General features: G+C 41.6%; 11 protein-coding genes. 6 read left to right on the top strand and 5 right to left on the bottom strand.

The window, feature by feature from the left end:
• Window positions 1–54 precede the first annotated feature (54 nt).
• Complete coding sequence (glgP, locus tag RDV49_RS02735) at window positions 55–2,313, bottom strand: glycogen/starch/alpha-glucan family phosphorylase (RefSeq protein WP_003009139.1); 2,259 nt, start codon at window positions 2,311–2,313, stop codon at window positions 55–57.
• A gap of 72 nt (window positions 2,314–2,385) precedes the next feature.
• Entirely contained in the window at window positions 2,386–3,912 is a 1,527-nt protein-coding gene (gene malQ / locus RDV49_RS02730; RefSeq protein ID WP_003009141.1) for a 4-alpha-glucanotransferase, read from the bottom strand.
• A 449-nt stretch (window positions 3,913–4,361) separates the two neighbouring features.
• On the opposite strand from malQ, the gene RDV49_RS02725 reads away from it, so the two are divergent.
• From RDV49_RS02725 to pulA, 6 genes are all read left to right on the top strand, one after another.
• Entirely contained in the window at window positions 4,362–5,618 is a 1,257-nt protein-coding gene (locus tag RDV49_RS02725) for an extracellular solute-binding protein (protein ID WP_003009142.1), read from the top strand.
• A 127-nt stretch (window positions 5,619–5,745) separates the two neighbouring features.
• The gene (locus tag RDV49_RS02720) at window positions 5,746–7,044 is read left to right on the top strand and encodes a carbohydrate ABC transporter permease (protein ID WP_003009143.1); all 1,299 of its coding nucleotides are present in this window, start codon (window positions 5,746–5,748) and stop codon (window positions 7,042–7,044) included.
• Window position 7,045: 1 nt separating this feature from the next.
• Window positions 7,046–7,888 carry a sugar ABC transporter permease gene (locus RDV49_RS02715; protein WP_037608156.1) on the top strand — a complete coding sequence of 281 codons (843 nt, stop codon included), beginning with the start codon at window positions 7,046–7,048 and terminating at the stop codon, window positions 7,886–7,888.
• Window positions 7,889–8,031: 143 nt separating this feature from the next.
• Window positions 8,032–8,844, top strand: a complete 813-nt coding sequence (locus RDV49_RS02710) for a DUF1189 family protein (protein WP_003009147.1) — start codon at window positions 8,032–8,034, stop codon at window positions 8,842–8,844.
• Between the two features lie 11 nt (window positions 8,845–8,855).
• The gene (locus RDV49_RS02705; protein ID WP_003009149.1) at window positions 8,856–9,839 is read left to right on the top strand and encodes a LacI family DNA-binding transcriptional regulator; all 984 of its coding nucleotides are present in this window, start codon (window positions 8,856–8,858) and stop codon (window positions 9,837–9,839) included.
• 8 nt (window positions 9,840–9,847) lie between these two features.
• Complete coding sequence (gene pulA / locus RDV49_RS02700; RefSeq protein WP_003009151.1) at window positions 9,848–11,923, top strand: type I pullulanase; 2,076 nt, start codon at window positions 9,848–9,850, stop codon at window positions 11,921–11,923.
• 29 nt (window positions 11,924–11,952) lie between these two features.
• Here pulA and RDV49_RS02695 read toward each other — a convergent pair whose 3' ends face one another.
• From RDV49_RS02695 to RDV49_RS02685, 3 genes are all read right to left on the bottom strand, one after another.
• Complete coding sequence (locus RDV49_RS02695) at window positions 11,953–12,894, bottom strand: YitT family protein (RefSeq protein WP_003009152.1); 942 nt, start codon at window positions 12,892–12,894, stop codon at window positions 11,953–11,955.
• Between the two features lie 75 nt (window positions 12,895–12,969).
• A complete protein-coding gene (gene aspS / locus RDV49_RS02690) occupies window positions 12,970–14,724 on the bottom strand; it encodes an aspartate--tRNA ligase (protein ID WP_003009154.1) in 1,755 nt (584 codons plus the stop codon).
• Window positions 14,725–14,821: 97 nt separating this feature from the next.
• Complete coding sequence (locus RDV49_RS02685) at window positions 14,822–15,046, bottom strand: hypothetical protein (protein WP_021154124.1); 225 nt, start codon at window positions 15,044–15,046, stop codon at window positions 14,822–14,824.
• Window positions 15,047–15,068: the final 22 nt, after the last annotated feature.

Genomic DNA, 15,068 nt, shown 5'->3' with positions numbered 1-15,068 from the left:
GAGAAGTAATGAAAAAGACCAAGGTCTTATGGACCTTGGTCTAACAACTAATGATTAGTTTAAGTGCCAGATATCTTCATTGTACTGAGCGATCGTACGGTCAGATGAGAAGAATCCTGCTTTAGCAATGTTTACGATAACTTGATCCAACCATGCATCACGGTCTTCGTAATCAGCCAACATGCGTTCTTTGGTTACAATGTAGTCTTCCAAGTCAAGAAGAGTCATGAACCAGTCTTTGTTGATCAATTCCTTGTGAAGACGAGTCAAGCGTTCCTTGTTACCAACTGCAAGAACGGCATCGCTGATAATGAAGTCTACCAATGGTTTGATAGCTTCACGTTCATAGAAGTCCGCTGATTTGTATGCTGATTTCTCATATAGATCGATTACAGTTTCTGAATCTTCACCGAAGATGTAGATGTTGTCACGTCCAACCAATTCAGCGATTTCCACGTTTGCTCCATCCATCGTACCAAGTGTTAACGCACCATTCAACATGAATTTCATGTTACCAGTACCTGAAGCTTCCTTAGAAGCAAGGGAGATTTGCTCAGAAATATCGCTAGCTGGAATCAAGTAGCTTGCAGCAGTCACGTTGTAGTTTTCTACCATAACGACTTGCAAGTGTGGAGCTACTGCTGGATCGTTTGCAATCACTTCAGACAAGCAAAGGATCAAGTGGATAATATCTTGTGCAATGGTGTAGGCAGGAGCTGCTTTACCACCAAAGAGAACAGTGATTGGGCGAGCAGGGATATTTCCAGCTTTGATGTCCAAGTATTTGTGGATCACATACAAAGCGTTCATTTGTTGACGTTTGTATTCGTGGAGACGTTTGATTTGGGTATCAAAGATAGAGTTAGGATTGATTTCCACACCTTGATGGTCTTTCAAGAAACGAGCCAATTTCCGTTTGTTGTGAGACTTGATGTTTTCCAATTTTGCTTTGACTGCATCTTTATCTTCATAAGAAAGAAGGTCTTCCAATTTAGATGCGTCATGGTGCCAGTCACGTCCGAGGATATCATCCAAGTAGTGTGACAAGGTTGGGTTGGCATGCATGAGCCAACGACGGAATGTGATACCGTTTGTTTTGTTGTTGAATTTTTCAGGGTAAATGTCGTAGAAGGCTTTCAACTCAGAATTCTTCAAGATTTCTGTGTGAAGTGCTGCTACCCCGTTTACGCTAAATCCATAGTGGATATCCATGTGCGCCATGTGTACGCGATCATTCTCATCGATGATTTGAACAGCTGGATCTTTGTATTCAGCGCGAACACGGCGGTCCAATTCTTCAATGATTGGAACCAAGTGAGGAACCACTTCTTGCAAAAATTCAAGTGGCCATTTTTCAAGGGCTTCTGCAAGGATTGTGTGGTTAGTGTAAGCCGTCATGCTACGAACGATAGAGATGGCTTCATCCATTCCAATACCACGTTCTGTCAAAAGACGGATCAATTCAGGGATGACCATTGATGGGTGAGTATCGTTGATTTGGACAACAGCATAGTCAGCAAGGTCATGCAAGTTGCTTCCTTTTTCGATGGCTTCGTCGATGATCAATTGTGCACCGTTTGATACCATGAAGTATTGTTGGAAGATACGGAGCAATTCCCCTTGACGGTTACTATCATCTGGGTACAAGAAGAGGGTCAAGTTGCGAGCGATATCTGTCTTGTCAAAGTTAATACCATCTTCAATAATAGATGAATCAACTGAATCCAAGTCGAACAAACGCAAACGGTTCTTGGTTTCAATCTTGTAACCAGGGACATCGATATCATAAAGGGTAGAAGTCAATGTGAAGTGTGCAAATGGCACTTGGTAGCTACGGCTTGAACGAACGAGCCAGCTTTGGTCAGTCAACCATGCATTTGGAATCGTTTCTTGTTGGTTGTTTTTAAGGACTTGTTGGAACAAACCAAAGTGGTAGTTCAAACCAACCCCATCCCCTGTCAAACCAAGGCTTGAGATAGAGTCGATAAAGCAGGCTGCCAAACGTCCCAAACCACCATTACCAAGTGATGGTTCCAATTCCACTTCTTCTACTTCGATCAAGTCTTTACCAGCATCTGACAATTCTTTTTTAACATCGTCGTAAAGACCCAAGTTGATCAAGTTATTAGACAAGAGTTTACCGATCAAGAACTCAGCTGAGATGTAGTAAACTTTTTTCTTACCAGTATTCAATTTCTTTTGAGCACTTGCTTGCTTGGTGTAATTAAGCAAAGCAATGTACAATTCTTCATTTGAACATTCTGCAATTGTTTTTTGCTGATGATCAATCACATATTTTTGCAATGATTCCATGTTGGGTATCTCCTTTGTTTCAACAATTTAATAGGGGGAAGTTTGCTGAAATCAGCAAATTTTCTAAAATGATTATTTTTCTGCTTTCTTAACTTCTTTCAAGTCTTTGTTTTCACGACGATAGATCGTAGTGAAATCAAGCAATTCTTGCTCAACAGCCGGTGTCAATTGATCCTCTGTCATACGCCATGACCAGTTACCACCGAGAGTAGATGGGAAGTTCATCCGAGCTGAGCCATCTAACTCAAGCAAGTCTTGCATCGTAGCAATCGCCATGAAGCTGACGGAAGCAAAGACGGTGCGAAGCATAGCATGCGGTACAGATTCGTACTCTTTCCGGTTGGTATAACGAGCAAGATACTCACGAGTTGGATCGTCGATTTCATTGCGGTACCATCCAAGAACTGTGTTGTTATCATGTGTTCCAGTGTACATCACAGAGTTGTTTGGTGCCAAGTGAGGGCTATCGATACTTTCATCGTCAGGATTGAAGGCGAATTGAAGAATCTTCATTCCTGGGAAACCAGTAAGTTCGCGAAGCTCAATAACTTCATCCGTCATAAAGCCAAGGTCCTCAGCGATGATGTTCAAATCACCGAGCTCTTCCTTCACGGCTGCAAAGAGTTTGTAGCCAGGACCTTTAACCCATTTACCTGGTGCTGCTGTATCTGATCCAGCAGGGATTTCCCAGTAAGACTCAAAACCACGGAAGTGGTCGATTCGAACGATGTCGTAGATCTTGAAGCTTTCACGCAAGCGTTCAATCCACCATTGGTAGCCATCTTTGTCCATTGCTTCCCAGTCATAGATTGGGTTCCCCCAAAGTTGACCAGTTGCTGAGAATTCATCTGGCGGGCATCCTGCGATGCAAGTCGCTTTCCCGTTTTTATCTGTTTTGAAGAGATGAGGGTTCGCCCACATGTCACTTGAATCTTCCGCTACATAGATTGGCATATCTCCGACGATTTCAATGTGATGGTCATTGGCATAAGCTTTCAAGGCCAACCATTGTTGGAAGAAGAAGAATTGAGTCACACGATGGTAAGTCAATTGATCCGCCAATTCTTCACGGTATTGAGCCAAAGCTTTTGGTTCACGTGCACGAATAGCTGCATCTGGCCATTCTGTCCAGGCTTTTAAATCAAAGTGTTCTTTGATAGCCATGTATTCTGCAAATAGTTCCAACCAAGAAGCATTGGCTTCGCAAAAGGCTTGGAATTCTTTTTGATCACCTGATTTCAAGAAGTTCGCAACGGCTTTTTCAAGTAGCGGACGACGTTGTTCGAAAACCTTTGCATAATCCACTTGAGTAGGATCTTGACCAAAGTCCACTCCTTTAAGATCTGCTTCTGTCAACAAACCTCGTTCAATCAAAAGATCGAAATCAATAAAATGAGTGTTCCCAGCAAAAGCTGAGAAAGATTGGTATGGAGAATCTCCATAACTAGTTGTACCAAGCGGCAAGATTTGCCAGTAACGTTGCTTGGTCCGAACGAGGAAATCAACAAAATCATATGCTGATTGACCGAATGATCCGATCCCGTATTGTCCAGGAAGGGAAGAAATGTGCATCAAAACACCACTTTGACGTTTTTTCATGGGTTACCACCTTTTTTTATTTCTTTGAAGCCTGCGATTCGGTGCACGGTATGGGTATCGTTGCAGAGTCGTATCCAGCTCTCAAGCGGCTCTACTCTTTGTTAAAAATCGAACAGGCGCAACTCAGTTTACGCAATTTTTGCGAAAACGTTTGCGTACCATGTTATTATAAACTTTTTCCCTATTTTCTGCAAGGGATTTCTTAAAAACTTTTTTAACTTTTTTCAGAATGTCCTCACCCCCTTAGTGTATTCTTTCCTTTGGCTAATGTCAACAAATTTGATGCATTTTATAGAAGAAAGTTCGGAATTAAAATATTTTTAAAAAAATTGTTTAAAACTACTTGCAAACGTTTTCGCCTTGTGATATACTTAAGACGTTTTAGGAAAACGTTTGTCTAAAACGGTTTCTAATTATTATCTTTTTTTATTCTTTAGGAGGAATAAATCATGAAACGTACAATTTTACGTAGTGCTGCTGTACTTGGTACAGTTGGTTTTGCCGGCTTCTTACTTGCTGCTTGTAGCAATAACTCATCAGGTTCTTCTGAGGCAAGTAAAGAAATCAACGTCTATGTAGACAAAGGCTACAAATCTTATGTTGAAGAAGCTGCAAAAGCTTTTGAAAAAGAAAATGGCGTAAAAATTAACATCAAGACTGGTGATGCTCTTGGTGGATTGGATAACCTTTCTCTTGATAACCAATCTAAAAAAGCTCCAGACGTAATGATGGCTCCATACGACCGTGTAGGTGGTCTTGGTAGCGATGGTCAATTGGCTGAAGTGACATTAAACAAAGATAGCCATACAGATAAAACAACTGAAGCTCTTGTAACAAACGGTGGTAAAGTTTACGGTGCACCTGCTGTCATCGAAACATTGGTTCTCTACTATAACAAAGATCTTTTAAGCGAAGCTCCAAAAACATTTGGTGATCTTGAAAATCTTGCAAAAGATAGCAAGTACGACTTCGCTAGCGAACCTGGTAAAACAACTGCCTTCTTAGCTGACTGGACAAACTTCTACTACACTTACGGTTTACTTTCAGGTAACGGCGGTTATGTGTTTGGTAAAGACGGTACAGATCCTAAAGATATTGGATTGAACAACCAAGGTTCTATCGATGGTATCGAATATGCAAAAACTTGGTATGCTAAATGGCCAAAAGGTTTGCAAGATACAAAAGGTGCTGCTAACTTCATCCAAACACAATTCCAAGAAGGTAAAACAGCTGCTATCATCGATGGTCCTTGGAAAGCTGCTTCATTGAAAGAAGCTAAAGTAAACTACGGTGTCGCAACGATTCCAACTCTTCCAAACGGAAAACAATACTCTGCCTTTGGTGGTGGTAAAGCTTGGGTTATCCCTGCAGGTGCGAAAAACCTTGATGGCGCTCAAAAATTCATTGACTTCTTGACAAGTACTGATCAACAAAAAGCTTTGTTTGACAAGACCAATGAAGTTCCTGCCAACACAGAAGCTCGTAAATATGCGGTTAGCAAAAACGATGAATTGACAACTGCCGTTGTTGATCAATTCAAGAACGCTCAACCAATGCCAAATATCTCAGAAATGAGTGCTGTTTGGGATCCAGCTGCTACTATGCTTTTCGATGCTGTAAGTGGTAAAAAATCTGCAAAAGCATCTGCTGACGATGCAGTGAAATTGATTAAAGAAACCATCGAACAAAAATTCGGTAGCAAATAAGACAGTTTTTAGGTGTGAGTAAGAGGTTGGAGACAAAGTCCCAACCTCTTATGTTCAATTTTCAAACACAACTGACTGTCTGACTTGTCTTCTTGCTCTCTGGCAAGGACATTATAAGGAGATTTGAATGACTACAGAACAAAACCCTAAAAAGGCTATGTGGCTCTCTTTGATCCCGGGTCTTGGGCAAATTTATAACAAACAAAAAACCAAAGGCTATATTTTTCTTGCCGTAACTGTTCTCTTTCTCGCCTATTTCCTAGGAATCGGAGTTGGAGAATTAGCGAAATTGGTTACACTTGGAACCGTCCGTGGACAAGATAATTCTCTCTTTATCTTGATTCGTGGCGCCTTCCACTTGATCATTACCATTGTTTACTTCCTATTTTATGCCTTAAATATTAAGGATGCTGGAACCGTTGCAAAACGTATCAACAATGGCATTGCTGTTCCAAAAACTGGAAAAGAAATGGTTCAAGCCATCTATGAAAATGGCTTCCCATATTTATTGATCATTCCTTCATATATTGCTATGACATTTGCGATTATCTTCCCAGTTTTAGTAACTTTGATGATCGCCTTTACCAACTACGACTTCAAACATACCGCTCCAACAGCCTTGCTTGATTGGATCGGGTTCCAAAACTTCACTAATATGTGGACCTTGAGTACCTTCCGCTCAGCCTTCACATCGGTTCTTGGTTGGACCTTTATTTGGGCCCTCGCAGCTTCTACTCTTCAAATCGTACTCGGTATCTTGACCGCTATTGTTGCCAACCAACCATTCGTAAAAGGAAAACGGATCTTTGGGGTTATCTTCTTGCTTCCTTGGGCTGTTCCAGCCTTCATCACGATCCTAACTTTCTCAAATATGTTTAACGATAGTGTCGGGGCCATCAACGCCCAAGTTATCCCATTATTTGCAAAGATCTTCCCATTCTTAGATGGGGTCTTGATTCCTTGGAAGACTGATCCTACTTGGACAAAAATCGCTTTGATTATGATGCAAGGTTGGCTCGGTTTCCCTTACCTCTACGTCTTGACTTTAGGGATTCTTCAATCTATTCCAAACGATCTTTACGAAGCTGCTTATATTGATGGTGCCAACGGTTGGCAAAAATTCCGCAACATCACTTTCCCAATGATCCTTGCGGTTGCAGCACCAACCTTGATCAGTCAATACACCTTCAACTTTAATAACTTCTCCATTATTTACTTGTTTAACGATGGAGGACCTGGTTCTGTCGGAGGAAACGCTGGATCTACAGATATCTTGATCTCTTGGATCTATAAATTGACAACATCGAACTCAACGCCTCAATATTCAATGGCTGCTGCAGTTACCTTGATTGTCTCTGTGATTGTAATCTCAATTTCTATGATTGCCTTCAAGAAACTACATGCATTTGATATGGAGGATGTATAAAATGAAAAATTCAGTTCAATTTAAACGCCGCCTCAATCATTTCTTGACTTACCTGTACATGGTGGTTCTTTCAATCGTTATCATTTATCCATTGTTGATTACGGTTCTATCAGCCTTCAAATCAGGGAATGTCAGTGCCTTTACACTTGATTTTAGTGGCAATCTTAGTTTTGATAACTTCTCAAAACTTTTCTCTGAAACTCATTATGGCACTTGGTATATGAACACCTTGGTTATCGCCATTATCACCATGATTGTACAAACAAGTATCGTTACCTTCGCAGGTTACGCATACAGCCGTTACAATTTCTTGGCGCGTAAACAAAGTTTGGTCTTCTTCTTGATCATCCAAATGGTCCCAACCATGGCAGCCCTCACAGCCTTCTTCGTTATGGCTTTGATGATGAATGCCTTGAACCAACCTTGGTTCTTGATCTTCCTTTATGTTGGTGGTGGTATTCCAATGAATGCCTGGTTGATGAAGGGATACTTCGATACTGTTCCAATTTCCCTCGATGAATCTGCGAAATTGGATGGAGCTGGACACTTCCGTCGCTTCTGGCAAATCGTCCTTCCTCTTGTTCGTCCAATGATTGCCGTTCAAGCACTTTGGGCTTTCATGGGGCCTTTCGGAGACTATATCTTGTCTAAATTCTTGCTTCGTGACGAAGTGAACTTTACGGTAGCCGTTGGTCTTCAAACCTTTATCAGTGACCAAAAAAATCAAAAAATCGCCTTCTTTGCAGCCGGTGCTATTTTGATCGCGGTTCCAATCTGTACCTTATTCTTCTTCCTACAAAAGAACTTTGTTTCAGGCTTGACAGCTGGTGGAGATAAAGGATAAAATAGAATCTTATTTCAAGCACATTTTATTTTTAAGTTGAGGGTAGTATGGTGGATGCTTTACTACCCTTCGTTAAGAATAAAATCAATCAAAGAGATTTCTCTTTGCATTTCTGATACTCTTATGTTTAGAAAGGTCATCTTATGCCCTATCCTTTTAATTATTTCGCAAGTATCTTCAATTTCCGCTCTTCTTTTGCAAACCGCAAAAAACTGAGCTGGTTCCAAATGATTTTTACTTCTTTCTTTCTAATCTCTATCACACTATTACCTGTGGCTCTGCAAAATGCTCAACTCAAAACCTATCCTTTGACAACCTTTGTCAGCGATGTGTTTGATCCTTTATCAACAGACGTTATGAAAGATATCCAAGAACACGTCGTGATCAAAGACCAAGAGCTCACCTATACAGGGACTAACCCTGTACACAAGACTTCAAAAGGACAGGTTATCTTAGGCCAAGAGGCAAAGACTAGTGAAGGCAAGGAGTTAACACTCCATTTTGATCGCAAACAATTGATTATCTCAAAAGAGAATAAAGAACTCGCTACAGTCTCATACCAGGCTATTAATCAAGAGAGCCTTCGGGATAAAAAAAGCTTCACTCAAGCTATCTCTAGCGATTGGTTCCGCGACAATCGACTCCCTGTCAGTCTCTTTCTCGTGATTTTCTCTGGCTTCTTGTCGACCGTCAATTATTTGATTCTCATCCTAGGGGCCTCTTTCTTCCTCTACTTGACACGAAAATCTCGACTCTTTTCACTACAAACTTTCAAGGAATGTTTCAACTGTATTCTGAATTGCCTGGGGCTCCCTATTTTACTAAGTGTCCTCATCAGTTTACTATTCCATCAAGTATTTACTACGACGATCATGATCCAAAATGTCTTATTTGTACTCTATCTTGCCATGGTATTTTATAAGACCCACTTTCGTGATCCAGACTATCACCGCTAGGAGGTTTTCTCATGCGTGTTACCATCAAAGATGTTGCGAAACTCGCTGGCGTCGCGCCTTCTACTGTCACGCGCGTCATCCAAAACAAATCCACGATTAGTGATGAAACAAAAAAACGAGTCCGCAAGGCCATGGTCGAGCTGGACTACCATCCCAATCTTAATGCTCGTAGTCTTGTCAGCCAATCTAGTCAAGTCATTGCTTTAGTCCTTCCAGTCGATAGTGACGTCTTCTATCAGAATCCTTTCTTTCCAACTGTTTTACGAGGAATTACCCAGATTGCTTCAGACAATGACTATGCCATCCAAATCTGTACAGGTCAAAACGAAGAACGGCAGCTCGACAACCTCAAGCAACTCATCTACGGAAACCGTGTGGATGGTTTAATCTTCCTTTATTCCAACCCGAATGACCCCCTCGTTGAATTTGCACTGAAGGACAAGTTTCCCTTCCTCATCCTTGGAAAGGCGGTCTCTCCTTTTGTTTCGCTAGTCGATAATGACAATATCAAGGCCGCATTTGATGCAACAGATTATTTTATTCAACAAAACTACCGAAAAATTGCTTTTATCGGGGGAAACAAAGAGCTGTTTGTGTCTCAAGACCGCTACGAAGGTTATAAAGAAGCCCTCCAAAAAGCAGGGATTCCTCTCGATGAAAAACTCGTTCATTTTTCATTTGGGTTTATGTTAGAAGATAATTCTTATCAAATGATGGAGAGTCTACCGTTAACAGAACTAGATGCGATTATGACGACCGATATTCTCGTTGCTGAAGGGGTGCGCCAATACCTATTAGAACACCAGCTGACAATCCCGATTATTTCCTTTGATTCGATCAAGCCACGACTCGATATTGAAGCCTATATTGACATCAATGCGGTGGAACTCGGGCGTGAATCTGTCCGGACCATCCTTCAAATCATCAAAGATCACAAAGAAGGAAAAACTGTTTGCTACCGTCAATTGATTGACCATACCATTACGAAACTTTAGGAGTCTTTATGTCTACATTTACTGCTTATTTAGATGACCAAGACCTCATTCGTATCCAAAAGGGAGAGGAGCATATCCTTCCTTTTTATTTGGAAACAAACCAAGGTCGTCTTGCCTTAATCCCTGTCAAAACGTCAAGTGGAGCGACTGATACAGGAGACTATTTCTTAAGCCCTGTTCCGCTTGAACTCGGAGAAGAGTACACCATCTACGATGCTGCTGGAAATTCTACTATTCTCCACTATGGTCAAATTGTTCGCAAACCCATTTTTGATCAAACCTTCACCTATAGTGGAGAAGATCTAGGAAGTTTCTACACACCAAGTCAGACGCAATTTAAATTCTGGGCACCCATTTCTCAAAATGTGACCCTCCATATTGAGGATCAGGTCTATCCGATGAATCGTACAGAAAACGGTGGCTGGGAAGTCTTGCTCAAAGGAGATTGGGAAGGAGCTGCCTACCACTATGAGTTTCGTGTCAATGGCCTAGAACGTCGAATTCACGATCCCTATGCTCTATCCTCTTTAGCGAACTCTGGAGATAGCTTGGTCATCGACCGGAAGAAGATCACACGTCCTATCACGCGTGCCACTCGTCAATTAGATCCAACAGAAGCGATCATCTACGAGATGAGCGTTCGGGATTTCTCTGTCCAAAAAGAGGCTGGCTTTAAGCACCCGGGTAAGTTTAAAGGTTTAACAGAATCGCCCCAACTAAATGGCCAGATCCTTGGATTTGATTACCTTCAAAAACTGGGCATTACCCATGTACAGTTACTTCCTGTCTACGATTTCGGTAGTGTAGACGAAGAGGATCAATGGAAAGCCTACAACTGGGGTTATGATCCTGTCCAATACAATGTTCCAGAAGGAAGCTATGCGAGTGACCCTAACGATCCTTATGCGCGAATCCTAGAGCTCCAAGACACCATTGACACCTATCACCAGGCTAATCTGAGTGTCATCATGGATGTAGTCTACAATCACGTCTACCAGGCAGATGAGTATGCTTTTGAACAGATCGTTCCTGGTTATTTCTACCGTTATAATGCAGAAGGAGAGCGGACCAATGGAACCTTCTGTGGAAATGACGTAGCAAGTGAACGCTCCATGGTGAGACAGTATATCAAGCAATCCCTCAAGCAATGGGTTTCCCTCTACGGCTTTGATGGTTTTCGCTTTGATTTGATGGGAATCCTAGACATTCAAACCATGACAGAGATTGCAGAAGAACTCCGTGAAATCTATCCTAACATCTATCTCTATGGGGAAGGGTGGAAGATGGATACCGGCCTCTCTGAAGACCAGCTCGCTCACCAGTATAACGCGAAACGATTACCAGCCTTTGGCTTTTTCAGTGATAACTTCCGGGATACGATCAAGAGAACACTTGTAGCCGGTCACCGTCGTGAGAGTCAACATCCCGCAAATGATTTTGCTAATATCCTGACTGCAAATGTCGGAAAGCTAGGGCCTACTCATTTCACCCAACCTCAACAAGCCATTCAGTACGTCGAATGCCACGACAATGCAACTGTTTTTGATTATTTCCAATTTGAAAAGAAAGAGATTCGTCTAGAAGATCGAAAAGCTCTCTCACGATTAGCTCTTCATTTAGTGTTACTAGCTCAAGGAGTGCCGTTTATCCATGCTGGTCAAGAATTTTATCGCACAAAAGGGCTCGAAGACAACACCTATAACTTGCCAGATAGTCTCAACCAATTGGACTGGACATCCCTTCCAAAATGCCAAGAAGAAATTGCTTTTCTTGAAGAATTGATTGCTTATCGGAAATCACAGCCACTCCTTCGTTTGAAAAAAGGGCAAGAGATTCGCGACTACTGTGATGTCAAATGGTTGTCTGATCATCATTTAATCTACACGATTGAGAAAGATCGTGAAAAAATAACGATTCTTGTCAATATCGGTGATCAAGAACAGACCTATCAACATCCGAGCGATAGTCAGCTGTTATTTGCCTATCCTCATGCCAACCTCCAAGCGCCTATTCCTAAAGGAAAGGAACTTTCTATTCCTGCCCATAGTTGGCTCCTTCTCCATGAAACTGAATCAACAAAATAAAGGTCACCACAATGTGGTGACCTTTATTTTTATTCTTCTGTTTCCACAAAGCGTCCAATGATATGAACGTTTTCTGAAATGGTGATAAAAGCCTGAGGATCAGCTTTTTTCATAATATATTTGAATTCATTAAACTCTGCACGCGTAATAACTGTCAACAGAACCGCTTTTTCCTGATGGTTATAGGTTCCTTCTGCATTGTGGATAATGGTTGCCCCACGATGCAATTTTTTATGAATCTTTTCAATAATGGCATCTGGCTGGCTCGTTACGATCATTGCCTGCATCCGTTTTTGCTTGGTAAAGACAGCATCCGTTACTCGACTCGATACGAAGATGGTAATCATAGAGTAAAGAGCATACTTCCAACCAAAGGTCAGACCAGCGATCAACATAATGGTCCCATTGACCAAAAAGGAGATACTGCCGACATTCTTTCCTGTCCGTTTTCGAATCGTCAAACTGACAATATCCGTTCCTCCACTGGAAATGTTGTTCCGAAGAGCAAAACCAATCCCTGTTCCCATGACAACCCCACCAAATAGGGCATTCATGATCGGATCGTTGGTCAACGTAATCACTGGCACGAACTGAATAAAGAGGGAACTCATCGAAACCGTAATAAAGGTAAAGATGGTAAATTTATGGCCAATTTGATACCAAGCCACAATCATCAAAGGGATATTGATGGCATAAAAGGTCAAGGAAACTGGAATCGTAAAACCAATAAAGCGTTGGCTCAGAACAGATAAAATCTGAGCTAGACCTGTTGCACCGCTGGAGTATACATGTCCTGGTTGAAAGAAGAAGTTGACGGCAATCGCTGATAGAAAACCATACAGCAAGGAAGCTGACACTTTTTCATCGTATTTCTCACGGGAGATGCTCTTCAGCACGCGCAATAATTTAATGTTATAAGCTAGTCGCCGCACATGATAGCGAAATAGCTTATGAAAGCGAATTTTTTTCATTTTCAATCCATCGATTAGAAGAAAAGGAAAATCTTAGAGCAACTGATTCCTAGACTCTCCCTTTTCTCTCTTGTCCTATTCTTGCTCTGCTACTTCTACTTGAAGATTTAACTCATCCAATTGCTTTTCAGAAACGACAGAAGGAGCTTGTGTCATTGGATCTGTCGCCTTGTTATTCTTAGGAAAGGCAATGACTTCCCGAATATTATCTTCACCTGCAAGAAGCATCACGAAGCGGTCCAAACCAATCGCCAATCCTCCATGTGGTGGGAAACCATAATCCATTGCTTCCAACAAGAAACCAAATTGTTCATTGGCAGCTTCTTTTGTAAATCCAAGTGCCTTAAACATCCGTTCTTGTAAATCTTTATGATTAATCCGTAGGCTTCCTCCACCTAATTCATAGCCATTTAAGACGATATCATAGGCAATTGCTCGAACTTTTGAAAGATCTCCTTCCAATTCATGCTCTGTTTCAGCTTGTGGGAGTGTAAATGGATGGTGAGCAGACATATAACGGCCTTCTTCTTCAGACCATTCAAACATTGGCCAATCCACTACCCAAAGGAAGTTGTATTGATTGTTGTCAATCAAGTCAAGCTCTTTCGCAAGACGAACACGCAAAGCACCAAGCGTTGCATTGGCTACTTCAAGAGTATCTGCTACAAAGAGAACTAGATCTTTGTCTTCTAACTGTAAAGCAGCTGTCAAGTCACTTGTCAAGTCTGTCAAGAACTTCGCAACAGGACCGTTCAAAGTACCCTCAGCATATTTCACCCAAGCAAGACCTTTTGCACCGTATTGCTTCGCAACTTCTGTCAATTTATCGATGTCTTTACGAGAGTAATGATCCGCTGCACCTTTGACAACAATCGCCTTAACTGCTGGAGCTTCTGAGAAGACTTTGAAGTCTACACCCTTGACAAGTTCTGTCAAGTCTTGGAGCAACATTTCAAAACGTGTATCTGGTTTATCTGAACCGTACAAGGCCATAGCATCATCATAATTCATCCGTGGGAATGGGAGTGTTACTTCAATTCCCTTGGTTTCTTTCATGACACGTGCAATTAAGCCTTCTGTGATATCCTGGATTTCTTGATCACTCAAGAAAGAAGTTTCCAAGTCGACCTGTGTAAACTCAGGTTGACGGTCTCCCCGTAAATCCTCATCACGGAAACACTTCACGATTTGATAATAGCGATCAAATCCAGCATTCATCAACAATTGTTTTGTAATTTGAGGACTTTGAGGAAGGGCATAGAAATGACCCTTATTGACACGGGAAGGAACCAAATAGTCACGCGCTCCTTCTGGAGTTGACTTAGAAAGAAAGGGTGTTTCCACATCAATAAATTCTAATTCATCCAAGTAATTGCGGATTGAATGGGTTACTTTTGCACGGAGTTTGAGATTTTCCAACATCTCAGGACGACGAAGGTCTAAGTAGCGGTAACGAAGACGGGTATCATCATTGGCTTCAATTCCGTCCTTGATTTCAAATGGTGTTGTTTTGGCAGTATTGAGAACCGTAATAGCTTCTACCTTGAGTTCTACTGCTCCTGTTGGCAAGTTGGGATTAGCTTGTTCACGAGCTTCCACAAGACCTGTCACTTCTACAACATATTCACTACGGATACTTTCAGCTGTAGCCATCACTTCTGCACTAACTGTTTCTGGATTGATCACCAATTGCATGATTCCTTCGCGGTCGCGTAGATCGATAAAGATCAAACCACCCAAGTCACGACGACGGCTAACCCATCCTTTCAAGGTAATACGAGTTCCAATGTGTTCTTCACGAACACGTCCAGCATACATTGAACGTTTCATTTCTAATTAATCTCCAAACTAATATTCTTCCTTCTATTTTACCATAAAGACCAGCAGAAAGTGGCCTTTAGCTCAACTTTTTCAGTCACCAACTTCTTTAGTTATCGTGGCTCTCTTCTTTCTTTTTGGGATCATCGTAGAGAGTGGGTGCTAGCACCTTCATTAAAGTCGCCGTCCCAAATCGCAAGACAGCTGCTGCTAGTCCAAAAATAGGGGATAGGTAGCGGAAAAAGAAATCTCCCCTAAGTACATAGGTCATGCCACCCACAATAAAAAAGATCACAATTCCCTGAACGATTGCGTAAAACCAAATTTTTTTCACACTATTCTCCTTTTCACAAACC

The sequence above is a fragment of the Streptococcus parasanguinis genome (assembly GCF_031582885.1).
Lineage (GTDB): Bacteria > Bacillota > Bacilli > Lactobacillales > Streptococcaceae > Streptococcus > Streptococcus parasanguinis_M.
The sequence above is the reverse complement of the archived record's forward strand: the minus strand, read 5'-3'. Positions and strand labels throughout refer to the sequence as shown.

Bases quoted from the DNA above. Each gene is read 5' to 3' on its own strand.
- RDV49_RS02705 (WP_003009149.1), top strand. From the start codon at position 8,856: ATGCGTGTTACCATCAAAGATGTTGCGAAACTCGCTGGCGTCGCGCCT.
- RDV49_RS02720 (WP_003009143.1), top strand. From the start codon at position 5,746: ATGACTACAGAACAAAACCCTAAAAAGGCTATGTGGCTCTCTTTGATC.
- RDV49_RS02725 (WP_003009142.1), top strand. From the start codon at position 4,362: ATGAAACGTACAATTTTACGTAGTGCTGCTGTACTTGGTACAGTTGGT.
- RDV49_RS02710 (WP_003009147.1), top strand. From the start codon at position 8,032: ATGCCCTATCCTTTTAATTATTTCGCAAGTATCTTCAATTTCCGCTCT.
- aspS (WP_003009154.1), bottom strand. From the start codon at position 14,724: ATGAAACGTTCAATGTATGCTGGACGTGTTCGTGAAGAACACATTGGA.
- RDV49_RS02715 (WP_037608156.1), top strand. From the start codon at position 7,046: ATGAAAAATTCAGTTCAATTTAAACGCCGCCTCAATCATTTCTTGACT.
- RDV49_RS02695 (WP_003009152.1), bottom strand. From the start codon at position 12,894: ATGAAAAAAATTCGCTTTCATAAGCTATTTCGCTATCATGTGCGGCGA.
- glgP (WP_003009139.1), bottom strand. From the start codon at position 2,313: ATGGAATCATTGCAAAAATATGTGATTGATCATCAGCAAAAAACAATT.
- pulA (WP_003009151.1), top strand. From the start codon at position 9,848: ATGTCTACATTTACTGCTTATTTAGATGACCAAGACCTCATTCGTATC.
- malQ (WP_003009141.1), bottom strand. From the start codon at position 3,912: ATGAAAAAACGTCAAAGTGGTGTTTTGATGCACATTTCTTCCCTTCCT.